Source organism: Phytoactinopolyspora limicola, assembly GCF_011320225.1.
Classification (GTDB): Bacteria; Actinomycetota; Actinomycetes; order Jiangellales; family Jiangellaceae; genus Phytoactinopolyspora; species Phytoactinopolyspora limicola.
The window spans coordinates 24952-50031 of record NZ_JAAOEN010000027.1 but is presented as its reverse complement, the minus strand read 5'-3'; the positions used below and the strand labels follow the sequence as shown (position 1 = coordinate 50031).

The following is a 25080-nucleotide window of genomic DNA, read 5'->3' as shown; positions in this document are numbered from 1 at the left end:
CGGGATCCGGTCCCTATAGCGACCGGATCCCGACGACGATCACCGGGGATGGGGGCAGAAAACCGACAACGATCACGGAGGTGTGTGGTGCCTAGAGCCTGCCGGCTGCCTTGAGGTCGAGATAGGCGTCGGCGACGGCCGGTGGCAGATCGGCCGGCGGTGCGTCCACGACGTGGGCACCGGACCGGCGGAGCAGTTCGGCCACCTCGTGTCGGCCCTGCTGATCGAACTCAGCCGCGGCAGCGGCGTATACCGCGACCGCATCGCCCCGCGCGGAGGCCATCTCGGCCAGCCGAGGGTCGGCGACGGAAGCGATCAACACGGTGTGCCGGCCGGTCAACGAGCCGACGACGGGCAGGAGGCCATGTTCCACGGTGCCGGAGTCGATACCGGTGACGAGCACGACGAGCGCGTGCCGTCCGGCGCGCGCCCGGATCTCCGCCGCCAGACCGCGGTGGTCGGTCTCGAGTAACTCCGGCTCAACCCCGGCCAGCGCGTTCACCATCCTGGGCAAGACCTCCGTCGCCGCCGGGCGTTCGACCGTGGCCCGGACCCGACGGTCGTAGGCCAGCAACTCGACTCGATCGCCGGCCCGCGCGGCCAGCGTGCCAAGCAGTAGCGCCGCGTCGATCGCGGCGTCGAGCCGGGGTGCGTCGCCCACTCGGCCGGCCGAGGTCCTTCCGGTATCCAGAACGATCAGTACGTGGCGATCCCGCTCCGGCCGCCACGTCCGGACGACGACGTCGCCACGACGGGCCGTGGCACGCCAGTCGATGGAACGGGTGTCGTCACCGATGACGTACTCGCGCAACGAGTCGAACTCGGTACCGGCACCCCGGATCTGCACGGCGGACCGGCCGTCGAACTCGCGTAGTCTCGCCAGCCTGGCCGGTAGATGGCGACGCGCATGAAAGGGCGGCAGGACCCGTACCGTCCATGGGACAACGTGCGAACCCATCCGTCCGGCGAGCCCCAGTGGTCCCATGCTGCGTACGCTCACCCGGTGGGCCGGCCGGTCACCTCGCCGGGAGGGCCGCAACTCCACCTCGATGGAGCGGCGCTCACCTGGCGATACGTCGAGCGCGAACCGATCACGGGTGACACCGGCCGATGGTGGCCACGCATCCCGTAACCGCCCGCGAACTCGTCGCCGGCCACGATTCTGCACGGTCAGCGTCACCGTGACGGTCTCACCGAGCCGGGTGGTGGTGGCGCCGGCCCGGGTGAATCGCAGCGTGCGGATCGATCCGGCGAGCAACGCATCCACGACGGCCAAGGCCAGCACCACACCAGTCGCGACGAGGACACCCGCGGCCGTTGGTGCGACCACACCCACCGCCACGGCTGCGAGTGCCGCCAACAGCGCGACCGTGCCGGAGAGAACCATCAGCGCGGCACCGCGACCGTGGCCAGGATGGACTCGAGGGCGGAGTCGGCGGTAACACCTTCCATCTCCGCTTCGGGGCGCAACGCCAGCCGGTGCCGCAACGTGGGCCCAGCCAGCGCCTTGACGTCGTCGGGGGTGACGAAGTCTCGGCCGGAGAGCCACGCCCAGGCCCGCGACGTGCGCAGCAGTGCGGTCGCACCCCGCGGGGAGACGCCTAGCTGGACGGATGGTGACATGCGGGTGGCTTGGGCGATATCCACGATGTAACCGAGTACATCGGACGACACTCGAACGGTAGCGATCGCGGCCCGGCCAGCCGCGAGGTCCGCCGCAGAGGCTACCGCTCGCATCCCTGCCTCGCTCAGGTCTCGTGGGTCGAACCCGTCGGCGTGGCGGCGCAGGATGGTGATCTCGTCGTCGCGCCCTGGCACCGGCACGGTCAACTTGAGCAGGAAGCGGTCGAGTTGGGCCTCGGGTAGCGGATAGGTTCCTTCGTATTCGACCGGGTTCTGAGTGGCGGCGACGATGAAGGGGTCGGGCAGTGGCCGTGGTGTGCCGTCGACGGACACCTGCCGTTCCTCCATGGCCTCCAGCAGGGCCGATTGTGTCTTCGGTGGTGTCCGGTTGATCTCGTCGGCGAGCAACAGATTGGTGAAGACCGGACCGGCGGAGAAGGAGAACTGGGCCGAACGAGCGTCGTAGACGAGCGAGCCGGTCACGTCGCCGGGCATGAGGTCGGGGGTGAACTGTACCCGTTTGGTCTCCACCTCCAATCCGGCGGCCAGCGCCCGCACGAGCAGCGTTTTGGCCACCCCGGGCACCCCTTCCAGCAGGACATGCCCACGGCACAGCAGAGCGATGACGAGACCGCTGACGACGGAGTCCTGTCCGACGACAGCCTTCGCCACCTCTTCCCGCAGCGCGCTGAGCGCGGACCGCGCTCGTTCTGTGTCCGCCGCGGGCGGCGGGGAAGCTGCCTCGGGCGCATCGGTCACGATGTGTGTACCTCCTGTTCGAGTTCGTCGAGTGTGTCCGCGAGCCGGACGAGATCGGGGTCGTCGACTGGTGGGGCGCCGGCGAGGACATCGGCGACGGTGTCTGGCGTCCGTCCGGTGTGGGCCACGACGGCATCGATGACGGCGTCGAGCGGCACGCCGGTTGGTAGGCCGAGGCGGCCGCGCAGCCGCCGGACCGCCGCCTCGCGGAGGATGGCCGCGGCATGATCGCGAGAGCGGCTCCGTCGGTAGAGCCGGGCGCGCCCCTCGGTGGTCTCGGACGCCCGGACGGCCACCGGTAGCGGCTCGACCACAACCGGACCCAAGCGCCGAGCTCGCCACCAGGCGGCTAGCAACGCCGCGACGATGAGTTGGGCACCCACCGGTATCACCCAATCCGGTGCCAGATCCGCCGCGCTGCGTTCGGCTCCGGGTGGTGGCTGAAAACTCGGCCGATACCAGGCCAACCGCTCATGTTGGCCGAGTAGCCCCAGTGCGAGGGCGGCATTGCCGTCCTGGTCCAGGTGGCGGTTGACCACCGGTGCGTGGGAGCCGAGCAGGACCAGTTGACCGCCACCTGGGGCCGTGCCCACCACCAACGACCCGCCATAACACGATGCGCGCACATCCGGTCCGGCATAGTACGAACCGCCCACGCGCGCGTCCCCAGCTCGCTCAGCGGTGGGGAGGGTACAACCTGGGGCCAGGACCTCGTCGACGGACTCGCCAACCCTGGTGTATCCGGGGGCGAGCTCGTCGACCCGACTGGGTGCGACGAGGATCAGATCGGCGCCCGACTGTGCCAGTTCATCGAACTGTTCCCTGGCCAGTCGATCCGGCTCGGTGATCAATATCGTGCCGGTGGAAGCCGTGGCCAGCGCGTCGGTCGTGGTGCGGACGTCGTCGACGTGAACTCCTTGATCCTCGAGTAGCCGGACGACCGCTCGGGCACCGCTGGCGTTGACGCCATCCGGATCGAGAAAACCACGTCCCGAGCCTTGCAGCGCGGTGATGATGATGGAAAACAGCACCAACCCAGCTACCACGAGCATCGGGAAACGCCACCGGTACCAGCGCTGGCTGAGGGTGGGATCGGCGGAGTATGCCTCGCCGGATGCTGGCGGCGCGGCCGCCGCACGTTCACCCGCCGGGTGTGGTGTGGTGGATGGTCCTGGGGCTGGCTGGGTCATCGGGGCACTGCCGGCGTCAGGGGACGGTCGGTGTCGACGTGTGGACGGGCGGCGGCGACGGTCGCGTCCAGTTCCCGCATCGTGGCATCGTCGTTCGCGGTGCCGGGCCGCCCACCGTAGAGCACTTCGTCGAACAGGGTGGCACCGCGAGTCATCTCGGCGGTGACCGCGGGCAGCCGTTCGCCGGCGGTGCGTGCGACCTCGCCAGCCGTGCGTCCGGAACGGTCCTCGATGATCGTGCGTTCTTCCAGGGCGGCGACAACGGCACGGAAACGTTCCAGAACAGCCGTGGTCCAATCGGCTGCCGAGGCCGCCTCGTCCGCGGCGGCTCTGTGTTCGGCCGCTGTCTGGCGGTGTGCGGCGAAGATAGGATCGCGATGGGCGCGGCGGCGGGCGAGTGGCCCGGTGCGCAGAATGACAACGACGGCTATGGCCACCACCGCCATCATGATCAAAACTGCGGCCAAGCCACCGGGGATATGTTCGGCGGCGCCGCTGATCAGCCGGTTGAACTGTTCCAGCAGCCACTCCAGGACCCGCGTCGGCCATGCGGTCTCGCGCTGATAACCCGGCTGCATCAGTTCGTGCCGGGCAAGCTCGCGAGCTTCCTCCCGGTCGAGGTCGATCGGGATGCTCGCCCCAGGAAGGCGCTGACCGATCATTGTGGACCCGGCGGTATCCCTCCAGGGCCATAACCCTCCGGGCGTTCGGGGAGTTGGACGTTGGCCGCCCGGGCCAACTCGATGTCCAACGCCTCGGCGCGGATGCGCCGGTCGACGTACAGCAGAGCCGTAGCCCCCGCGCTGAACGGCGCGGTGATGGTGGCGCTGACGACACTACCGAGGGTGCTGATGACCAGTGCACCGAAGGACATACCCGTCATGGTGAACAGGTCGCCGTCGCCGAGTGTGGCCGGCAGGCTGAACGGCACGTTGATGACCTGGGCGACGATGAAGACGATGACGAGGACCAAGAGCAGGATTCCGAAGACCCGCCACCACGAGTTCCGCACCAGGTGGTTGGATCGGCGCAGGGCCTCGACGATGCCGATGGGTTGTGGCCGCTCCCTGCCCGCCGTCGTGGTCTCCAGCATCAGCGCCGGGGTGGCCAGAGCAAACCGCACATAGAGCCAGATGCCCAGAAGGCCAGCGGCCAGCATGCCGAAGACGAGCAGCGAAATAGCGCCGCCGGAGTTGCCGCCCGCGGCGAGGACGAAGGTGCCGATCATCACCGCCCAGATGGCGCCGCTCCAGACCAACGTGTAGACGATGGTCAATCCGAACAGGCGTGGCAGCCTGGGTTTGGCGTGTTGCCATGTTTCGGAGAGGTTGAGGTCTTGGCCGATGACGGCGCGGCCCACGACCACGGTGAGCATGCCCGTGAGGAAAACCGTCCCCACCCAGGTGACGAACAACAGGATCCCGATGCCGCCAAGGGTGGTGCCGAGGAAATCGAGCGCTTCGTCGGCGGTGAGCTCCCGATTGAGCTCGTCGAGAGTGGCGGCCTCACCGAGCACCACCCAGATGACGGCCATACCGACCAACTGGGTCACGATGGCCACGGCAGCGGACAGGCCGAGCATCACCCGGGGATTGCGCCGGATGGTGGTGACCGCCCCGTCGAGAATCTCGCCGACACCCAGCGGGCGCAGCGGGACCACACCTGGTTTGACATCAGGCGGACGCCAGGACCAACCCGGTGCGGATCCCCAACCGCTCGCGGAGGGATCGGAAGGCTGATCGGGGTAGCTCGATGCACCGGGGGGCGGCTGCGGGCTCGGGGGTGGCTGTGCGCCGGGAGGAGGTTGTGCGCCGGGGCGTTCCCAGCCGCTGTCACCGCCAGGCGGCCCCCAGCCGTGGGGACGGTCGGTTCCCGACATGGTTCCCTTCTTTCGAGCTTTCCGGCCGTTGATACGTGTCGAATGTGGTGTGTGTTACGGGCCATCATTGCACTTCGCGAGGCATGCACTCGCAGTCGGGCGCTGGGAGTGTCACCATATGGACTATGAAGGGACGTGTGCTCATCGTCGACGACGACACCGCGTTGGCGGAAATGCTTGGAATCGTGTTGCGCGGGGAGGGGTATGAGCACGCCATAGTCACTAGTGGCGACAACGCCATGCCGACGTTCTGGGACTTCAAGCCGGACCTCGTCCTGCTCGACGTGATGCTCCCAGGCCGGGATGGTATCGAGATCTGCAAGGAGATTCGGGCCGAGTCCGGGGTTCCGATCGTCATGCTGACGGCTAAAAGCGACACCGTGGACGTGGTGGTTGGTCTGGAGTCAGGCGCCGACGATTACGTCGTCAAGCCGTTCAAGCCGAAGGAGCTGGTGGCGAGGGTGCGGGCCCGGCTGCGCCGGACGGACGACCCCAAGCCGGAGACTCTCCAGGTAGGCGACGTCACCATCGACGTCGCCGGGCACTCGGTCAAACGCAACGGCGACCCAGTGTCCTTGACCCCGCTGGAGTTCGACCTCCTGGCCTGCCTGGCCCGTCGGCCGTGGCAGGTGTTCACTCGAGAGGAACTCCTCGAGAAGGTCTGGGGTTACCGGCATGCCACCGACACCAGGCTGGTCAATGTCCATGTTCAGCGTCTTCGGTCGAAGATCGAGAAGGATCCTGAACGGCCGGAGATCGTGGTAACTGTCCGCGGCGTCGGCTACAAGGCTGGAACAGGGTAGGGAGATGGCCAAGGCGCTCGCGCGTCCATGGCAGGCGGTGCGTCGAGCATGGCAGCGGTCCATCCAACTCCGGGTCATCACGGCGACGCTGGCTCTGTCGCTCGTCGTCGTGAGCCTGCTCGGAGTCACCCTGATGCGCCAGATCAGCGACGGCCTGTTGAACGCGAAGGCCGATTCGGCGGTGGCGGATGTGTCAGCGGGAATCGACTTCGCCCAGGGGGTCCTGGACGGCGCCGCCGACAACACCACGGGGTCCTGGAGTCCGCTGCTACGCGACATCGGTGACCGCCTCGCCAACCGCGGGGGCCAACCCGGCTCCGACGAGGCCTTGTACGAGGTCCTGTTGCTCGGCTCCGAGGACAACGCGGTGTCGCTCGCGTCGGACGGCCTCGACGTGCAGTTAGCCCGCGACGTAGTGCCACAAGAGCTGCGTGAGGCCGTCCAGAGTGCGCCCCGGATCTTCCGGACCTATGCGGCGCTGCCGCAGCCCAACGGCGCCGTCGAGGAAGACGCTGGGGTGCCAGTGTTGGTTGCCGGCGGGCAGCTAGGCACCGCCACTGGGGAAGACTACGAGCTGTATTACCTGTTCCCCCTGACCGAGCAGCAGGACGCGCTCGATCTCGTCCGTAATGCCCTGGTCACCGCTGGTTTGTTGTTGTTGCTGCTGCTTGGTGCGCTCGCCTGGCTGGTGACGAGGCAAGTGGTGACGCCGGTGCGACTCGCGGCAAGGATCGCCGAACGGTTCTCGGCCGGGCGGCTCACCGAGCGGATGGCGGTGCGCGGACGCGACGACCTTGCCCGGCTGGCCACCAGCTTCAACCACATGGCGGTGAGCCTTCAACAGCAGATCGGGCAGTTGGAGGAACTGTCACGGATGCAGCAGCAGTTCGTCTCCGATGTGTCGCACGAGCTGCGCACGCCGCTCACCACGGTCCGCATGGCGGCCGACGTGCTCCACGAGTCCCGCGACGACTTCGACCCGGTGGTGCGCCGGTCCGCGGAGCTGCTGCAAACCCAGCTCGACCGGTTCGAGATGCTGCTCAACGACCTGCTGGAGATCAGCCGGTTCGACGCCGGTGCCGCCGTGCTCAGCGCCGAACAACATGACGTGCGCGACCTCGTCCACGGCGTCGCCGACGCGGCCCAACCGCTGGCCGAACGTAAGGAGAGCCGTATCGTCCTGGACATGCCGCCCTATCCGTGTGTGGCGGAGATCGACGCCCGCCGCATCCAGCGGGTACTGCGCAACCTGGTGGTCAACGCGGTGGAGCACGGTGAGGGACGAGACGTGACAGTCCGGGTGGCTGCCGACGACGACGCGGTGGCGGTGGCGGTGCGAGACCACGGCGTCGGGCTCAAACCAGGGGAGTCGTCGTTGGTATTCCACCGTTTCTGGCGGGCCGACCGGGCGCGGGCGCGATCCACCGGCGGAACCGGCCTGGGCCTGTCTATCTCGCTCGAGGACGCCCGCCTCCATGGCGGATGGTTGCAGGCGTGGGGCGAACCCGGGGAGGGATCGCGCTTCCGGTTGACTCTTCCGCGGCGGGCGGGCACCGAGCTGACGTCGTCGCCGCTGACCCTGGTCCCGGAGGACGTCGGTAGCGCCGTGCGGACACCAGGGGTGGGCGGGCCTTACCGGCAGCTGGGCCATGATGCCGCCGCCGCCGACGACGACGCGACGCCGGCGCTGCCAGCCGGACGGACGCGCTCCGCCCCGGCCGCTGGTGCTGACGCCGCTGACGCCGACGCCGACGCTGGGTCGGCTACCCACGTCGACCCGGGCCACAACGCCGGAGCAGTGAGGTGAGCGGGGATGGGTAAGCGGGCGAACATCGCCCTTGCGCTGGGTGTGGCTGGGTTGATGGCCGGCTGCTCCGGGGTGCCCACGTCCGGACCAGTGGTGGCCGGCAACCCCGTGCGGGCGCAGGAACAGCCCGCGTTCGCCGCGTACAACCCCGGAGGACCACCCCCCGGCGCGGATCCGGCGGTGATCGTTAATGGCTTCGTGGATGCCATGAGTGCCTATCTGCCGGGGTACGAGGTCGCCAAAGAGTTCCTCACCCCTGACGCCGCGTCGTCATGGGATCCTAGTGTCGGCGTCACCGTTCACCGGGGAGTGCGGCCAACCATCGAGGTCATGGACAACGGCCAGTTGCGAATGACCATGACCGTATCTGGTGAGGTCGGCGTCGATGGCTCCTACACGGTGCAGGACGCCGGCACCACTCGTGAACTCGACCTGCCGGTGCGCAGGGTCGACGGAGAATGGCGCATCTCCGGTCCGCCGGACGGCATCATCATCTCCGAGGCCAACTTCGAGCGGGAGTTCGAGTCACACAACGTGTGTTACTTCGATCCCTCGTTCGAGGTTCTGGTCCGGGATCCGGTGTATCTGCCCAAACATGGTCAGGTGGCCACACTGCTCACCCAGACCCTGCTCGAAGGCCCGTCCGAGTGGTTGAGCCCGGCGGTACGTAGCGCCTTCCCTCAAACAGTCGCGTTGAGTGTGCCCAGTGTCCCGATCGAATCCGGCATCGCCACGGTTGACCTGACGGAGGCCGCACACGAGACCGTGGAGATGGAGCGCCAACACATGGCCGCGCAGCTCGCTTGCACGTTGGCTGGGCTGTCCGAGATCACCAAGGTGGTGATGAACGCCGACGGAGTTCCGTTGCTCGGCCAGGACGAGGCAGTCGACCCGACGGTGGACAATGAGCTCTACGAACCGGACCAGGCAAGCATCGGTGGAGCGTTGCACGCGGTGCTGGACGGCAACGTGGTGTGGCGTCCCGACGGCGTGGACCGTTTCGAACCGGTGGCCGGCCCACTGGGCGTCGCTGGTGACGTCACCGAGGTCGCGGTGAAGGCTGGCGGTGAGCGGGCGGTAGCGGTCGGAGCCGACGGCACGGAGCTGTACGCGGCGGAATTCGACCAAGACGCCCCCCGCACCACAGTCTTCAACGGCACCGGACTGACCTCGCCCGCGTGGGACCGGCATGACGTGATCTGGGCGGTGAACCAGGCCGGCGCCGGCGGTGAAGTGATCGCCGCACGGCCGGACGGTTCCCCGGTAGCGGTTCGCGGGCCGGAGCTTGACCTCCATGACGTTTCGTCGGTAGCGATTTCCACCGACGGCACCCGGATGGCGCTGATCGTCGACGGTATGGCTTACCTGGCGGTGGTGGTTCGGGACGGCGACGACCCCGCGCATTTGTCGTTGGAAGAGCCACGTCGTATCGGGCCCGAAGGAACTGCCCTCGACGTGGCGTGGGCGAGCGCCGAGCGGCTCGTCCTGCTCGTCGAACCCGACGACCAAGAACGGGAAGTCTACGCGCTGGATGTCTTCGGTGAGGTGCGGTCGGCTCGCGGTTCCATCCCCGGGGCGGTGTCGGTGGCCGCCGGCCCGATGCAGCGCATCGTGGCCGCAACTGACGAAGGCACTCTCATGGAGAACGATTCGCCTACCAGTTGGGCCGAGATCGGCAACGGGCAGGCACCGGTCTACCCGTGACCGTTGCTGTCGTGTGCCGTATGGGAGGCGTATTTGTGGAGGCAACCGCTGGTAAGGAGGTGACCACCTAGATGCCGACGGGTCAGTGGTGGAATGCGCTGATCGCCGCTGCGTCGGACCTCGCATTCGGCCGCACCTGCGCTGGGTGTGGCACCGCGCCGGGCGCGACGTTGTGTGATATCTGCCGGGCTGACCTGCTCGGGCCGGCATCGCCTCCGCGTGAGGTGCCGGGCACGACGGGTCTTCGGGTGGTCGCCGCTGCCGCGTACGCCGGAGCCGCCGGGACGATCGTCGTGCAACACAAAGAACGTGGCCGCCTGGGGTTGAGCCGGCCGCTAGGTGAAGCTCTGGCGGTCGCGGTGACGGCGCTGGCGGCGGGTGATTCCTGCCCGAACCACAAGCATCAGGCAGTGGTCATGGTCCCGGTGCCATCCCGTCCGTCGTCCACACGTGCCCGTGGACACGACCCGGTACTACGTATGACCCGCCGGGCCGCGTCCGTGCTCCGGCGATCTGGCGCCGAGGCCACGGTCGTGACCGGCCTTCGACATGTTCGTGGGGTTGCCGATCAGGCCGGGCTAGGTCGGGTGCGGCGAGAGACGAACCTGCACGGCGCGATGGCCGTCCGCGGGCTGGCGCGGCGGCTCCTGGCGGGGCACTGTGTAGTGCTCGTGGACGATGTGATGACCACTGGAGCGACCCTGCGTGAGGCCGCTCGGGCGTTGGCTGTGGCCGATTCCGCTCCGTGTGGGGCGGCTGTTGTGGCGCTCGCCGCATGACTACCAACGATGTGCACCGCCGAGGGAGGTGAGGTAACGAACATCAGAGATCGACGTGTACAACCGGTGTCGAGCGGCTAACGTTTGTGCATGGCACCCGCGGTCCATCCCTCAACTCAGCAGGAAGTCCGGGTCGCTGCCCGGTATGCGGGTGTCCTCTCGACCGCTTGACCCACATTCTGGGAGGTTCCGAGTGGATATTGTCGTCAAGGGCCGTCGTGTCGATGTGCCTGATCGTTTCCGTGATCATGTATCCGACAAGCTCTCCAAGCTGTCCAAATTCGATCACAAGGTCATCCGGGTCGACGTCGAGGTTTCGAAGGAGCGCAACCCCCGGCAGGCCGACCACTCCGACCGCGTCGAGCTGACCGTCTACTCGAAAGGACCAGTGATCCGGGCCGAAGCCGCCTCCGCGGACAAGTTCGCCGCGCTCGATCTCGCACTCGACAAACTCACCGCCCGTATGCGCAAGGCAGCTGATCGTCGCCGGGTACACCGGGGCAATCGCGCACCGATCTCCGTCGCTGCGGCCACAGCGCCGCTCAGCCCACCCGCCGACCTGGGCACACCGCCGTCCGCGGTCCCAGCGCAGTCCACCGCGGAGCGCGGTCCAGCGGAGCAGGACACGCCGGATACCGATCCGCGGCCGTTAGATGAACCCCGCCCGGCCGCCATGACCGCGGACGACGACGTATACATCGAGCGCAACGGGCCGATGGTGGTCAGGGAGAAGACCCACAAGGGTGTTCCGATGACACGCGATCAAGCCCTCTACGAGATGGAGCTGGTCGGACACGACTTCTATCTGTTCGTCGACTCCGACTCCAAGATGCCGAGTGTTGTGTACCGGCGGCACGGATATGACTACGGCGTGATCCATCTCGACGTGTAGCAGTCCCCGAATGTGCGGCTGGGCCGTGCCGCCGACGGACGTTGTTGGTGGCGGCGGACGTTGTCGGTGGAGATTGGTAACGTCCGCCGCATGGTTCAACGTGACAAGCTGACCCAGGCGGCGGCCAGGCGGATCGCGCTGGCCGCGCAGGGGTTCGCGGATCCGCGGCCGGCCCGGCCGGATCGGCGTATCCTGCGCCGAGTGCTCAACCGGGTGGGCCTGTTCCAGATCGACTCGGTTAATGTGCTGTCGCGCTCGCATTACCTGCCGTTGTTCTCTCGCGTCGGGCCGTATCCGCGGACGCTGCTGGACGATGCTGCCAGCCGGTCCCCCCGCATGTTGTTCGAATATTGGGCCCATGAGGCATCGCTGATCCCGGTGCAGTACCAACCGTTGCTCCGGCATCGAATGGCGCAAGCCAGCGAGGGGGCGTGGGGTCATATGCGGCGCCTGGCCCAGGAGCAGCCCGAGTTCGTGGCGTGGGTGCTTGACGAGGTGAAACGGTTGGGCCCGGTCACGGCCACGCAGGTGGAGGACGATGCCCCGCGCCGGCGTGACCATTGGGGGTGGAACTGGTCGGACACCAAAACCGCGTTGGAGTACCTGTTCTGGGCTGGCGACATCACCGCGGCGGGCCGCAACGGCTCGTTCGCGCGACTCTACGACCTCCCAGAACGTGTCTTGCCGCCTGAAGTGATCGGTGCACCTACCCCGGCGGAGCCAGATGCGTACCGTGAGCTGATCCGGATCGCCGCCCGTGCTCACGGCGTCGGCAGCGAGCAGTGTTTACGAGACTATTTCCGCCTTCCCGTAGCACCGAGCCGGGCCGCCATAGCGGAGCTGGTAGAGGACGGCGAGCTCCTGCCGGTCGAAGTCGACGGCTGGAGCCGGCCGGCATACCTGTTCCGTGAGGCCCGTACTCCTCGGCGAGTGCGCGCACGTGCCCTGCTGAGCCCGTTCGATTCCCTGATCTGGGAGCGTGCGCGCACTGAAGCTCTGTTCGGGTTTCGGTACCGGCTCGAGATCTACGTCCCCAAGGCCAAACGGGTGCACGGCTACTATGTGCTGCCCTTCCTGCTCGGTGACCGCCTGGTCGCTCGGGTCGATCTCAAAGCAGACCGGCAGGCCGGCGTGCTCCGAGTGCAAGCAGCCTGGGCAGAGCTAGCCGCCCCGGACGAAACCGCCGAAGAACTCGCTGCTGAACTCGTCGTGATGAGCGAATGGATGGGCCTCGGCGACGTCGAGGTGGTCGGTGTCGGAGACCTCGCCCCCGAGTTGGACGTCGCACTTCGGAGACAGAGCTGACGCGCCCCGGGCTCCTTCTGCACCTGATCTCCGTTTTGGCGCCTGATCGTTTCTACCGAGGTGATCAGATGTGCGAACGACGTGTTGACGGCGCGCGACGGCGCAGTTGGTGCATCTGATCGCATCTCAAGGTCTGGATGCTTGGCGATCAGATGCACTACTGAACGATTTCTGTCGAGTTGTGCATCTGATCGGGTGACGGGCATGGTGGCTCGCGCCCGCGACGGCAACAGACGTTCCGGCGTCTGCCCCACCTCGAGCCGGCGCCCCCGGTCGGGATCGGCGTACCGTACGGATATCTGGCGATCAGATGCGCTAACGAACGTCAACGGCTCGATCGTGCATCTGATCGTTTTGTGCCCGTATCGTGAGATGGTCCCAGACGATGTTGCGACACGTTGACCAGCGACGTCGCCATCACATCCGCATCTGATCGTCGCCACAAAAACGATCAGGCGCCAAAACGGAGATCAGGTGCACAACGGGGTTAGGGGAGGTCGTCGGGGAGTAGGTCGTAGCGATGGCCGTCGACGGTGGTGCCACCGGACAACCGTTGCTCTCCGCGCTCGACGCCTATGTACCGGAAACCGGCCCGTTCGATCACCTTGCGTGAACCCTCGTTGCCTTCGGCGTGCTGGATCATCAGTCGTCGCAGCCCAAGGCCGCCGTCCTCGACCGGGATGAACGCGTGCCGCACCACCATCTGGAGGCCTTCGGTCGCGATGCCCAGGCGGCGTGCCTTCGGGTGCACGAGATAACCAATGGTCGCCTGATCGTTGTGTGGCCCCAGTAGCCGCAGCGCGAACGTGGCGACACTTGGTCCTCCGGCCGGAAGAGTGGTGGCCCAGTGCACCGCGCTGCCGGTGGCGGCGTCTTCTCGGGTCCGGTGGATGAACCGCGAAGCGTCGTCTGAGGTATAGGGGTTGGGTAGGTTGCTGGCCCAGTACTGGGTTGTCGGATCGCTGCATGCCTCGGTGACGTTGTCTACGTCGGTGTCCTCGAACGGGCGTAGCGACAACCGTTCACCGTGGATCGTCGGGACGTCGAGCCACGGGCTGGCCGGCGCCATCGGTTCACCGGGGCGGAGGGTCGCCACCCACGCGTCGCGTCGCTGGCCTCGCTGCGGCTCGCCGCCGCGCACCATACCCTCGTAGCGAAACCCGGTAGCCCACGCGACGCGGCGTGACGGCCAGTTGCCCACGTAGGCCCACCACATCATGTGGGTGACGCCGAGGTCGGCGCGGGAGAACACATGCTCGGCCACCAGCCGCACCGCGTGTGCCATCATGCCCTGTCCACGGGCTGCCGGATCGAGCCAGAATCCGATCTCGGCCTTGCCGTCACCGGAGAGGTCAACACCGATCATGCCATCGACGCGGCCGGTGCTCGGCTCGCGGATGGCCCAGGTCAGCGCGGTGCCGCGGGACCAGCCGTCAGCGATGAACACTGTGACGAAGGTGAGTGCGTCGGCCAGCGTGTACGGGACTGGAACAGTGGTCCATTCCTGGATGAGGGGATCTTGGCACAGCTGTGCGATGCGCTCGACGTCGTCCGGCCCCGGAGGGGAGAGAAGGACGCGATCGCTGGTGAGCGTGGACGGTTCCATGACGGTATCGTGCCCAGGTGTTGTACCCAGTCGGCAACCGGATATCGTGGGCGGTCCGGAGCCGGGACGGACGGTGCGGGCCAGGAAACCTAGGGTGCTGCTGAGTCGTTATCTTTGGTGGGAATTGCCGCGTACCATGGGGACGTCGGGGCCGCTCACCCGCCGGCCTTGACCGCCTCGCAGAACTGTGCCTAGGAGTTGACCCTCGTGCCCATTCTTCTCGACAAGATTCTTCGTGCCGGGGAAGGCAAGGTCCTTAAGCGTCTCGAGGCGATCGTCAAGCAGGTCAACAGCATCGAGTCCGACTTCGTCGACCTGAGCGACGACGAACTACGCGGCATGACCGACGAGTTCCGTAAGCGGCTCGAGGACGGCGAGACCCTGGACGACCTCCTGCCGGAGGCGTTCGCCACGGTGCGTGAGGCCGCCAAACGCACGTTGGGGCAGCGGCACTACGACGTCCAGATCATGGGCGGCGCGGCCATGCACATGGGCAACATCGCCGAGATGAAGACCGGTGAGGGTAAGACGCTGGTCGCCACGCTGCCGTGTTACCTCAACGCACTCGCCGGCAAGGGTGTCCATGTCGTCACCGTCAACGACTACCTGGTCCGCCGCGACGCGGAATGGATGGGCCGCGTTCACCGGTTCCTCGGCCTCGACGTTGGCATCATCGTTAATGGATTGAACTCGACCCAGCGCCGCGCCGCCTACGCCGCTGACATCACCTACGGCACGAACAACGAGGTCGGCTTCGATTACCTGCGCGACAACATGGCGCAGCGCCAAGAAGACATGGTCCAGCGCGGGCATTTCTTCGCGATCGTCGACGAGGTGGACTCGATTCTCATCGACGAAGCCCGAACCCCCCTCATCATCTCCGGTCCGGCCGACCAGCCCACCAAGTGGTACGGCGAGTTCTCCAAGCTGGTCCAGCGGCTGAACCGCGACACCGACTATGAGGTCGACGAGAAGAAACGCACGATCGGCGTCCTCGAACCCGGCATCGAGAAGGTCGAGGACTGGCTCGGTATCGAGAACCTCTACGAGAGCGCCAACACCCCGCTCATTCAGTTCCTGAACAACTCCATCAAGGCCAAGGAGTTGTACCGGCGGGACAAAGAGTATGTCGTGGTCGATGGGCAGGTGCTGATCGTCGACGAGCACACCGGCCGGGTTCTGTCCGGGCGCCGGTACAACGAAGGTATGCACCAGGCCATCGAGGCCAAAGAAGGCGTAGAGATCAAGCAGGAGTATCAGACGCTGGCGTCGGTGACGCTGCAGAACTACTTCCGCCTTTACGACAAGCTCGCCGGCATGACCGGTACTGCCATGACGGAGGCCAGCGAGTTCGACAAGATCTACAAACTCGGCGTCGTGCCGATTCCGCCGAACCGCCCGTTGGCGCGCCTGGACAACGACGATCAGATCTATCGGACCGAGGACGCGAAGTTCAACGCGGTGGTCGAAGACATCGCCGAGCGCCACAAGAAGGGTCAACCGGTGCTGGTGGGCACCACCAGCGTCGAGAAGTCTGAACGGCTGGCCCAGATGTTGCGCAAGCGTGGGGTGCCCCATGAAATCCTCAACGCGAAGCAGCACGACCGTGAGGCCGCCATCGTCGCCCAGGCGGGCCGGCGGGGGGCGGTGACCGTCGCCACCAACATGGCGGGTCGTGGTACCGACATCATGCTCGGCGGAAACCACGAGTTCATGGCCGCCGCCGAACTGCGGCAACGCGGCCTCGACCCGGTTGAGAATCCAGAGGAGTACAGCGCTGCCGAGCCGGCGGTGCTGGAGAAGTACGAGGCACAGGTAGCCGCTGAGCGGGACGAGGTCCGCGCGTCGGGAGGCCTGTACGTGCTGGGCACCGAGCGGCATGAGTCCCGGCGTATCGACAACCAGTTGCGCGGTCGGTCCGGCCGTCAGGGCGACCCTGGAGAGTCGCGGTTCTACCTGTCGCTTCAGGACGACCTCATGCGGCTGTTCAAGGCCGACTGGGTCGAGATGATCATGCGCACGCTCAACCAGCCCGACGACGAACCCATCGAGCACAAGCGGGTCAGCAGTGCGGTTAAGAGTGCCCAGTCGCAGCGTGAGGCACAGAGCTTCGAGATGCGCAAGGACGTGCTGAAGTACGACGATGTCCTCAACCGCCAGCGGCAGGTCATCTACGAAGAACGACGTCGCGTGCTCGAGGGTGAAGACCTGCACGACCAGGTGCTCGGCATGATCGATGACGCGGTGGGTGGCTACGTGCGTGGCGCCACGAGTGAGGGTTTCCCGGAGACGTGGGACCTCGACCAGCTGTGGACCGCTCTGAAGACCTTGTATCCGGTGTCGGTCGAACCCGAGCAGATCGTCGAGGATGCCGGTGGCCGGGAACGGCTTTCTCCGGATGTCATCGGCGAACGTCTTGTCGGCGACGCCAGGGCCGCCTATGCCACCCGCGAAGAGACACTGGGCTCCGAGGTGATGCGTGAACTCGAACGCCGGGTTCTGCTCACGGTCATCGACCGCAAGTGGCGTGAGCACCTCTACGAGATGGATTACCTGCGTGAGGGCATCGGCCTGCGCGCCTTCGCTCAGAAGCAGCCGCTGGTCGAATACCAGCGGGAAGGTTTCGACCTGTTCGCGGCGATGATGGACGGCATCAAGGAGGAATCGGTCGGGCTGCTGTTCAACCTGGAGGTCCAGGTCAAGCCGAAGGATGGCGATCAGCCATCCGACGAGGCCGGCGCTCCCGTCGTCGAGGCCGCGGGGCTCACCCCGGTGCGCCGTCCGGCGCAGTTGCAGTACACGGCGCCCACTGTCGACGGCGACGCCGACGTGCAGCGGCGGGTGGAACGCTCGGGCTCGGCAGGCTCCGCGGTGGCGTCTGGCCCCGGCGGTGCGCGGGGCGCTCACGCTTCGGCGTCGGACAACGGGGGCGGCGAGTACGACACCGTCTCGCGGAACGCGCCATGCCCGTGCGGGTCTGGGAAGAAGTTCAAACGCTGCCACGGTGACCCCAAGACGCGGGCGGCGATGAACTGATGCCGCTGCGGGGCTGCGTTCCACGGCGAGCCCGACACTAGCGTCGGGCACCCGGAAATCCGGGTGTCTGACTGGGTGCCTGGGCCGATCACCTTACGGATCTGAACGATCAGCGGAATGTGGCTCCTCGGCAAACCGGTTCCGAGGAGTCGCAAGTCCGTTTATGGTCGTGTCATGGCGCCTGTGCGATGTCGAGGTAGCAAGCGTCCCCGCCGTGGCGCGTTGCCCAGGTTAGCCGGGACGCTTATGGCCACCTTCCTGGCGGCAGTCTTGCTGGTGCCCGCGGGGTCGGCCGAGGCTGTCTCCCCCAAGCCGGGTGAAGGTGTGGAGAAGACGCTCGTCCGGCTGTTCCGGAACGATCACTCGGTGTATTCGGTGCCCACCGGCGTCATCGCACTCGGCGATTCGTATTCGTCTGGGCTCGGCGCCGGCGACTACGACGACGATTGCGACCGGACGTCGCGGGCGTGGGCCATGAGCATCTTCGCCGACACGGTTCCACCCGCGAACCGCGCGGTGCTGGCCTGCTCGGGTGCCGACATCGACGACGTCTACCGCCAGCTCGACCAGTTGGTTGACCTCGGCGGCGGCAACGGCCGGTTGATCACTTTGACGGTTGGTGGCAACGACATCGGTTTCGCCAACGAGCTGTCCAGGTGTTTCATCCCGCTCGTTGGCTGTGCTGATCGGGAATCGGTGCTGATGGACCGGATCGATGCGCTGGTTGACCCGTTGACGGAGCTGTACCGGGACGTGCAGGCACTCGCACCGACGGACATGCTCATCGTCGGCGGTTATCCGCTCCTGGTGCCCGACCCCGACGTCCGTAGCCAGTGCCGGGCGTTGACTCCGCTGCTGAGCACCGCGGAGCGGCAGATGATCCGGCGCCTTGGCCTTGCGCTGAACGATGCTATAGGCGAAGCGGCGAGCGCTGCTGGGGTGCGTTCGGCCGGTTCCCACCTCGTCTCCGTCTTCGATGGCCATGAAGCGTGCGACAACGCACCGGACGACTGGATCTACGGGTTGAGGCTCAGCCGCGGCGCCGAGCAGGCGGCGGACGACGATCCCGAGGTCCGGTGGGATCTGTTCGTCTCGTTCGTTCGTGAGTCTTTCCATCCCACTCTCGCCGGCCAGGGTGGCTACGCCGAGGCATTCACCCGGGCCTGGGGCGAACCCTCCTCCCCATGATCGTTGGCTTTTGACGACCGGATCCGGGAGTCAAAAGCCCAGGATCATGGGGAGGGGGGGGGGGGGCGGGCGCCCAACCCCCCCCCCCCTTTTTCTTTTTTTTTTCACTCCTTTTTCGGTTATAAAAACCCCAACGATCATGGGGAGGAGGAGGGGGAGCGGGCGCTAGACCAGCTCGAGGGCCGTGCACACCCATTGATCACCGGCCGCATCGAGCCGCAGCGCCAGAGCCCGGACCCGACTGCCGACCTGGAGCACGACGCTGGCCTCTACGACTTGTGGATTCACCGTGCATACGCGGATGGTGCGGACCGACGGTGCCGGCCCCGGTACGGTTCGTCGTTGCGCCGCGACCCGTCGTGTCAGGGCGAACTGGACGTCGTCGCTCACCCACTGGCTCAGCTGGTGGAGTGGTCGTCGACCGTAGAGGACTTCCGCGAGGGCCTGTGCGATGCGGGAGCACCAGCGGCGCGGTTCGGCCAGGCCCGTGCCGCGCCGCGACGGTGTGGGGCCGGGCACGAGCGACGGTGTGGTGCGGCTGGCCGGTGCCGCGCGGGTCAGTGATTGGCGGGGCCGCACCGACAGGGGAAGCGACTCTTGGGCGGTCCGTATCGTTCCGACGGGACGGAGCCGGGGGTGGGTGGCGGGGACGGTGCCGGCTTCATCGTCGTACGGAGGCTCGGTGGACGGCGGCTGGAGCCGGCGCGGGGCGCTACCGGCTGTGCGGGTGAGCAAGGTGAGGGCTCCCTCGTGACTTCGGGCGGTAGGTGCAGGTGGCAGGCCGGCTACAGCGGCGGAGGTGGGCGCAGCAGCTGACCGGGATGGATCAGGTCGGGATCCGGTCCGATGGTGGTGGTGTTGGCGGCGAACCAGCGGGGCCACTCGACCGCGATCTCAGCGTCGCTGGCGTCCGGTCCCAGATGTTCGGCCGCGATACTCCACAGTGATCCGCCAGGTTCGACGGTCACGTCGGGGATGGCCGGCTTGGCCTGTTCTTCGACCGGGGGAGGCGCGGTCGGTGTGGGGATCGGCGTGCCGTCGGACGGGCCCTCGGGAACACCGACGTCGGGTACAACGACGTCGGGCCGACCGACGTCGGGCAAAGAACCTGAGATGCAGTGCGACGTGACATCGATGCCGGTGCTCGCGGCGAGCGCGGTCGGGCTCGTGGCGAATGGCACCGCTATGACGGTGAGACCGAGCATGCCCCGGGCCATCCGAGAAGCGGCTGCTGGCACGATCCGTCCGAGGACCACCCGTCCCGGAATATCCGATCGGGATCGAGCGCCACCGCCCACGGCGACGACGGCGACGAGCAGGAGCCAGCCCATCAAGGCCCAGGCGAAGAGAGTAGCCACGGCGGCCACGAGATGGTCGAACGTGGCAGTGCCGGCCAGCACTGCCGCCGTCGACGTGCCGGTTGCCCACCACAACCCACCGAGCGCCAGCATGTACGCGGTGAGGGTGCCGATAGCGCGGGTGAGTCGGATGGGAAGCCGCCGAGACCGGTGGACTGGTTGGGGTTTGGAGGGCTGTACACCATGAATCATGCCTGTTAAGCCTCGTCTAACCTTCGTTTGCTTAGTTTTGCTTCTGTTTTCTTATGGAAACCTGTTCTCGACTCTTCGTCAAGGGAAACCTTGACAATCGCCACGTGGGTACGTCCCGTGCGGCTACGGTCTGTGCGTGCGTTGGAAACGGCTCTTCTGCGATGTGGAAGCTCAACTCGCCGAAGTTGATCGGCTCGAACTCGAGGACGAGGTTGCGGAGCGTGTCCGCGACGAGCGGAGGAACGTTCATCTGGTCGACCGGCTCCGGTCGTGCGAGGGGGCACTTCTCGACGTCCGGACCGTTGGTGCTGGGCAGATACGCGGACAGCTGAGGCAGGTGGGCGCCGACTGGATGTTGCTGGGCGAGGAGGCAGGCGCCGAGCTGCTGATTCCTATGGCCGCGACCCTGTCGGTCTGTGGTGTCGGGTCGCGGGTGGTGGTGCCGACCGGAGGTGCGGGCGTGTTGTGGCGTGCAAGCGTGCGGTACGCACTCTCGGTCATCTCCCGGGACCGTTCCGCCGTGCGCGTGACGTTGACCGACGGCAGTATGGTGAACGGAACGATCGACGCCGTGGCGGCCGACCACGTGGACATGGCCCCAGCCGTGGATGGCGAGGCGCGGTGGGGACGAGGTCGAACTGTGTCGGTGAGTGTTCCATTGGGCGGTTTGGCTGTTGTCCGTCGGACGTCTTAGCTGGTCGTTCAGCCTCCCCGCCAGCTCGGTGCGGGCGGGCCGACCATGGGTGGGTGCCGTCAACGACGGCGGGGTGTGGCACCGGTTGATGAGATCTCGGCGAGTTGATCGAAGTTCCTGCGCCCGGCCGGCCCCGCGATTACGCTGGCCGGCGTGATGATCGACACCGCTACTCCGGCGAGCCGCCAGACCGGCCCGGAGATGTCCGCACCGCAGGCTGCTCGGCTGCGTCGAGCTCGCTGGCGCAGCCCCCAATTGATCGTCGGTGCGCTGCTTGTGCTTCTTCCCGTCGTGATCGGAACTCGGGTCGTCGCCGGGGCGAACGCCACGGTGCCCGTGCTTGCCGCAGCGGCCGACCTGAGCGCTGGTCAGCAGCTAACTCCGGAGTTGGTCGAGGTTCGGCAGGTAGCCGTCGACTCGGTGCCCGACCTCTATGTGGGGCCCGAGCTCAGTGAGGGGCACGTGGTGATGCGTGACGTCGGTGCAGGTGAGCTCCTGCCCGTCGGTGCGGTGGCCGACGCCGAGGAACTCGCTGACGCGGATGTGTTGCGTTACGTGACGCTTGCGGTGCCCACGACGGAGGCGCCGGCCGGGCTGCGCGCCGGTGACGTCGTCGACGTGTGGGTCGCGCTCAGTGATCGCGACGAGGCCGACCGGCTGGTCTCTGGCCTGACGGTCACAGATGTGGATTCGGGTGGAGCGCTGGGAGTCAGTGGCACCGACACCACGATCACTCTCGCCGTCCTGGCTGCTGACCGGGCCGAGCTGGACGAGCTGGTTGGCGAGCTGATCCCGGCCGGCCGGGACGGACGGGTGTATCTGTCCAGACTGCCGGGTGTGGCCTGAGATGGCGTGGTGGTGACTCGATGAGTCAGTTGCAGGTGCTGGTCGCGGCCAGCGGCACCGGTTGGGATGCCCAGCTGGTCCAGCGTCTCGAGACCGCCCCGAGCCGGATCGCCGTGGCCCGTCGCTGCGTCGATCTGGCTGACCTTCTGGCCGCCGCGGGGGCTGGGCTCGGACAGGCGGTGCTGGTACCGGCTGATCTGCGCCGGTTGGATCGAGAAGCACTCGCCGTGTTGCAACGCGGCCGGGTGGGTGTGGTCGGCGTTCTACCAGGGGCGGAAGCGGCGGCGGACCGGCTGCGCCTGACCCAGCTGGGCGTCCGGCACGTGGTGTCGGTCGACGCCGCCACCGACACCCTCACCGCGGCGATTCTGGCGGCGGTGGCCGACGCCGAAGTAGCCGAGAAGTCGCCCGGCTCAACCACCAGAGGCGCAACGGACCCGGCCACAACGGGTATCGAGGACGCCATCCGGGCCGGTGGTGGCTCCCGTGCTGGGGATGCCGACGCCAGTGCGATCGACTTCATCGAACGCGGTGGTGAACGAGGTCGGCTGATCGCGGTCTGGGGTCCCTGCGGTGCGCCCGGCCGGACCACCCTGGCTGTCAACATCGCCATGGAGTCCGCGCTCATCGGCCAATCAACCATGCTGATCGACGCCGATACATACGGAGCGTCGGTAGCGCAGGCGCTGGGACTACTTGACGAGGCGCCGGGCCTGGCCGGTGCTGCGCGGTTGGCCAATAGTGGCCAGTTGGACGTGATCTCGCTGGCTCGTTACGCCCGTCGGATCACCCCTCAGCTCCATGTGCTCACGGGTATCGTGCGGCCGTCGCGATGGACGGAGCTGCGCGCGTCAGCCCTGGACGCCGTGTGGGAGCAGACCCGTCTGGTGTCGGCCGTCACGGTGGTCGACTGTGGCTTCTGCCTGGAGGAAGACGAATCGATCAGCTTCGACTCGGCGGCGCCGCGCCGCAACGCAGCAACGTTGAGCACGCTGCGGGCGGCCGACGCCATCGTTGTTGTCGCCGCGGGGGATCCCATTGGCCTCGGCCGCTTGGTCCGGGGTCTGGATGAACTGGCAGAGGTGGCCCCCGATACAGCGGCGCACGTGGTCGTCAACCGGGTGCGATCTTCGGTGGCCGGCGCTGATGCCGAACAACAGATCGCAGCCGCGTTGAATCGTTATGCCGGACGGACGCCGTACGGGTTCGTGCCGTACGACCCTCAGGCTCTGGACGCGGCGTTGCTGTCCGGCCTGACCTTGGCGGAGACGACTCCCCGGTCGCCGGCACGGCAGGCGATCCGGGAACTGGCGGGCCGGATGCTCGGCGCAGCGGCGGCGCCATCACGACGGCTGGCTCGGCTACGCCGCTGACGACATGAGTGCACCGGTGCCCGACATCGGTGTCGTGTACCGGGTGCTCGCGATCCTGGGCGAGCTCGCTCGGGACGTGGCGGCGGCTGCCGGGCAACCCACGATCGAGCCAGGGTGCGATGGCGGGTTCTGTTCAGCTGGGCAGGCGAGGGATACTGGCTTCAGTGGCATCAACCGCTCGAAGATGAACGGAGCCTTGCACCATGTCTTCCACCTTCGCTGCCCCCGGCGGGATCACCGCGGTGACGAGTGTCCCGCCGCCGGTCAACGAGCCCAACCTCGCGTATGCACCAGGATCGCCGGAGCGCGCCGAGGTCGACACCGCGATCGCTGAGCTTCTGTCCACGAGTAAAGACCTGACGTGCACGATTGGTGGAGACCAGAAATACGGTGGTGGCGCGGAGATCCCCGTTGTCCAACCGCATGCTCGTCATCACGTACTCGGCACCATGCGTAACGCCACCCAGGATGACACCCGAGCGGCCATCGCAGCAGCCCGGGAGGCGGCTCCGGGCTGGCGCTCGTTGTCTTTCGACGATCGCGCGGCGGTGTTCCTGAAGGCTGCTGAGTTGGCGGCCGGCCCGTACCGGCGGTGGCTGAACGCCAGCACCATGCTCGGTCAGTCGAAGACGATCGTGCAGGCCGAGGTCGATGCCGCGTGTGAGCTGATCGACTTCTGGCGCTTCAATGTCGCCTTCGGCCGCCAGATTCTGGAGGAACAGCCCGTCCGGCATGCCCCTGGCGTGTGGAACCGGGTCGATCACCGGCCGTTGGAGGGGTTCGTCTACGCGATCACGCCGTTCAACTTCACGGCCATCGCGGGTAACCTGCCCACCGCTCCGGCGTTGATGGGTAACACCGTCATCTGGAAGCCCAGTCCCACTCAGCAGCTGTCCGCTCATATCACCATGCGGATGCTGGAGGAGGCAGGGCTGCCACCTGGCGTGATCAATATGCTGACCGGTGACGGCCTCGACGTGTCCGACGTGGCACTGAGCGATCCGGACCTCGCGGGTATCCATTTCACCGGTTCCACCCGTACGTTCCAGACGTTGTGGCGCACGATCGGCGAAAACATCTCCGGTTACCGCAGCTACCCGCGGATCGTGGGCGAGACCGGCGGTAAGGACTTCGTGTTGGCGCACCCCAGCGCCGATCCAGACATATTGCGGACAGCTTTGGTTCGGGGCGCCTTCGAGTACCAGGGTCAGAAGTGCTCAGCGGCCTCGCGCGCCTACGTCGCTCGCTCCGTGTGGGACCGGATGCGCGACGATTTCCTGTCGCTCACCGAGTCGCTTCCCATGGGGCCGGTCACCGATTACTCCAACTTCCTCGGCGCGGTGATCGACGATCGCGCCTTCGCCAAGCACACCGCCGCGGTCGAGCGGGCGAAAGCCGATCCTTCCGTTGAGATCGTCGCCGGTGGACAGCTGGATGATTCGGAGGGCTGGTTCGTTCGGCCGACGGTGCTGGAAAGTTCCGACCCGGAGAACGAGATCTTCACCACCGAGTACTTCGGCCCGATCCTCGGTGTTCATGTCTACGACGACGGCGATTATCACCGCGTGCTTCAGCAACTGGAGGGTGTGGCGTCGTACGCGTTGACCGGAGCGGTCATCGCCCAGGACCGGTCGGTGATCTCGGCCGCCACCGATGCCTTGCGCTTCGCCGCCGGTAACTTCTACGTCAACGACAAACCCACCGGTTCCATCGTCGGACAACAGCCGTTCGGTGGAGGCCGGGCTAGCGGAACGAATGATAAAGCCGGTTCCGTGCAGAATCTCCTGCGATGGACCAGTGCACGTGCTATTAAAGAGACGTTCGTTCCACCACGGCGGCACGAATACCCGCACATGGGTTGACGGGAACCGAGCCCAGTGTCGAGTGTCACGGATCCGTCGCCGGATCCGACGTTCAGGCGGATGCCTCGCACAATAGAGGAGGTCGATGCGGAGTCATCGAACGACGATGAAGCGGCGAGGCTTCGCCTGGGTGGCAGAGACGGTGACAAGGTCGCTCTGACACATCACACTAGGAACCTACTGA

Annotated in this window: 20 protein-coding genes; 12 read left to right on the top strand and 8 right to left on the bottom strand. The window is 66.8% G+C overall.

All coding sequences use genetic code 11. From position 1 onward, the window contains the following. Positions 1–91 precede the first annotated feature (91 nt). From G8760_RS28660 to G8760_RS28640, 5 genes are read right to left on the bottom strand one after another with little or no spacing between them, the layout of a single operon-like run. Positions 92–1387, bottom strand: coding sequence for a DUF58 domain-containing protein (locus tag G8760_RS28660; protein ID WP_166356231.1), 1296 nt, complete (start codon positions 1385–1387; stop codon positions 92–94). Next, positions 1387–2385, bottom strand: a complete 999-nt coding sequence (locus G8760_RS28655) for an AAA family ATPase (protein WP_425502412.1) — start codon at positions 2383–2385, stop codon at positions 1387–1389. The genes G8760_RS28660 and G8760_RS28655 overlap by 1 nt, the downstream gene beginning before the upstream one ends. Next, the gene (locus tag G8760_RS28650) at positions 2379–3572 is read right to left on the bottom strand and encodes a DUF4350 domain-containing protein (RefSeq protein ID WP_166356229.1); all 1194 of its coding nucleotides are present in this window, start codon (positions 3570–3572) and stop codon (positions 2379–2381) included. The genes G8760_RS28655 and G8760_RS28650 overlap by 7 nt, the downstream gene beginning before the upstream one ends. Continuing rightward, positions 3569–4234 (bottom strand): DUF4129 domain-containing protein, encoded by a 666-nt coding sequence (locus G8760_RS28645; RefSeq protein ID WP_166356228.1) that lies wholly within the window; start codon positions 4232–4234, stop codon positions 3569–3571. Before G8760_RS28645 ends, G8760_RS28650 begins: the two co-directional genes overlap by 4 nt. Further along, a complete protein-coding gene (locus G8760_RS28640; RefSeq protein WP_166356227.1) occupies positions 4231–5232 on the bottom strand; it encodes a DUF7847 domain-containing protein in 1002 nt (333 codons plus the stop codon). Before G8760_RS28640 ends, G8760_RS28645 begins: the two co-directional genes overlap by 4 nt. 344 nt (positions 5233–5576) lie before the next feature. On the opposite strand from G8760_RS28640, the gene mtrA reads away from it, so the two are divergent. The 6 genes from mtrA to G8760_RS28610 all read left to right on the top strand — a co-directional run bounded on the left by mtrA (position 5577) and on the right by G8760_RS28610 (position 12741). Beyond that, the gene (gene mtrA / locus G8760_RS28635; RefSeq protein WP_166356226.1) at positions 5577–6254 is read left to right on the top strand and encodes an MtrAB system response regulator MtrA; all 678 of its coding nucleotides are present in this window, start codon (positions 5577–5579) and stop codon (positions 6252–6254) included. A 4-nt stretch (positions 6255–6258) separates the two neighbouring features. Beyond that, positions 6259–8061 carry an MtrAB system histidine kinase MtrB gene (mtrB, locus tag G8760_RS28630; RefSeq protein ID WP_166356225.1) on the top strand — a complete coding sequence of 601 codons (1803 nt, stop codon included), beginning with the start codon at positions 6259–6261 and terminating at the stop codon, positions 8059–8061. Between the two features lie 6 nt (positions 8062–8067). Next, a complete protein-coding gene (locus G8760_RS28625; protein ID WP_166356224.1) occupies positions 8068–9765 on the top strand; it encodes an LpqB family beta-propeller domain-containing protein in 1698 nt (565 codons plus the stop codon). Between the two features lie 71 nt (positions 9766–9836). Continuing rightward, the gene (locus G8760_RS28620) at positions 9837–10544 is read left to right on the top strand and encodes a ComF family protein (RefSeq protein ID WP_166356223.1); all 708 of its coding nucleotides are present in this window, start codon (positions 9837–9839) and stop codon (positions 10542–10544) included. A 193-nt stretch (positions 10545–10737) separates the two neighbouring features. Next, entirely contained in the window at positions 10738–11436 is a 699-nt protein-coding gene (gene hpf, locus G8760_RS28615; RefSeq protein ID WP_166356222.1) for a ribosome hibernation-promoting factor, HPF/YfiA family, read from the top strand. A 90-nt stretch (positions 11437–11526) separates the two neighbouring features. Beyond that, positions 11527–12741: a winged helix-turn-helix domain-containing protein gene (locus G8760_RS28610; protein WP_166356221.1), complete on the top strand. Its 1215-nt coding sequence runs from the start codon at positions 11527–11529 to the stop codon at positions 12739–12741. Positions 12742–13228: 487 nt separating this feature from the next. Here G8760_RS28610 and G8760_RS28605 read toward each other — a convergent pair whose 3' ends face one another. Then, positions 13229–14347: a GNAT family N-acetyltransferase gene (locus tag G8760_RS28605; RefSeq protein ID WP_166356220.1), complete on the bottom strand. Its 1119-nt coding sequence runs from the start codon at positions 14345–14347 to the stop codon at positions 13229–13231. A gap of 207 nt (positions 14348–14554) precedes the next feature. Between G8760_RS28605 and secA the strand changes: the two genes are divergently transcribed. Further along, positions 14555–17383 (top strand): preprotein translocase subunit SecA, encoded by a 2829-nt coding sequence (gene secA, locus G8760_RS28600; protein WP_166356219.1) that lies wholly within the window; start codon positions 14555–14557, stop codon positions 17381–17383. 246 nt (positions 17384–17629) lie between these two features. Continuing rightward, positions 17630–18571, top strand: coding sequence for an SGNH/GDSL hydrolase family protein (locus G8760_RS28595; protein ID WP_166356218.1), 942 nt, complete (start codon positions 17630–17632; stop codon positions 18569–18571). Between the two features lie 165 nt (positions 18572–18736). Here the strand turns inward: G8760_RS28595 and G8760_RS28590 are convergent, their stop codons facing one another. Then, entirely contained in the window at positions 18737–19306 is a 570-nt protein-coding gene (locus tag G8760_RS28590; protein WP_166356217.1) for an Rv3235 family protein, read from the bottom strand. Between the two features lie 50 nt (positions 19307–19356). After that, positions 19357–20121 carry a LysM peptidoglycan-binding domain-containing protein gene (locus tag G8760_RS28585; RefSeq protein ID WP_166356216.1) on the bottom strand — a complete coding sequence of 255 codons (765 nt, stop codon included), beginning with the start codon at positions 20119–20121 and terminating at the stop codon, positions 19357–19359. 136 nt (positions 20122–20257) lie between these two features. Here G8760_RS28585 and G8760_RS28580 point away from each other — a divergent pair, with 136 nt between their 5' ends. The 4 genes from G8760_RS28580 to pruA all read left to right on the top strand — a co-directional run bounded on the left by G8760_RS28580 (position 20258) and on the right by pruA (position 24896). Next, positions 20258–20815 (top strand): hypothetical protein, encoded by a 558-nt coding sequence (locus G8760_RS28580; protein WP_166356215.1) that lies wholly within the window; start codon positions 20258–20260, stop codon positions 20813–20815. 156 nt (positions 20816–20971) lie between these two features. Next, entirely contained in the window at positions 20972–21661 is a 690-nt protein-coding gene (locus tag G8760_RS28575) for an SAF domain-containing protein (RefSeq protein ID WP_246222720.1), read from the top strand. Between the two features lie 20 nt (positions 21662–21681). Then, entirely contained in the window at positions 21682–23034 is a 1353-nt protein-coding gene (locus tag G8760_RS28570) for a CpaE/TadZ family protein (protein ID WP_166356213.1), read from the top strand. Positions 23035–23267: 233 nt separating this feature from the next. After that, positions 23268–24896: an L-glutamate gamma-semialdehyde dehydrogenase gene (gene pruA, locus G8760_RS28565; protein WP_166356234.1), complete on the top strand. Its 1629-nt coding sequence runs from the start codon at positions 23268–23270 to the stop codon at positions 24894–24896. The last annotated feature ends 184 nt before the right edge of the window (positions 24897–25080 follow it).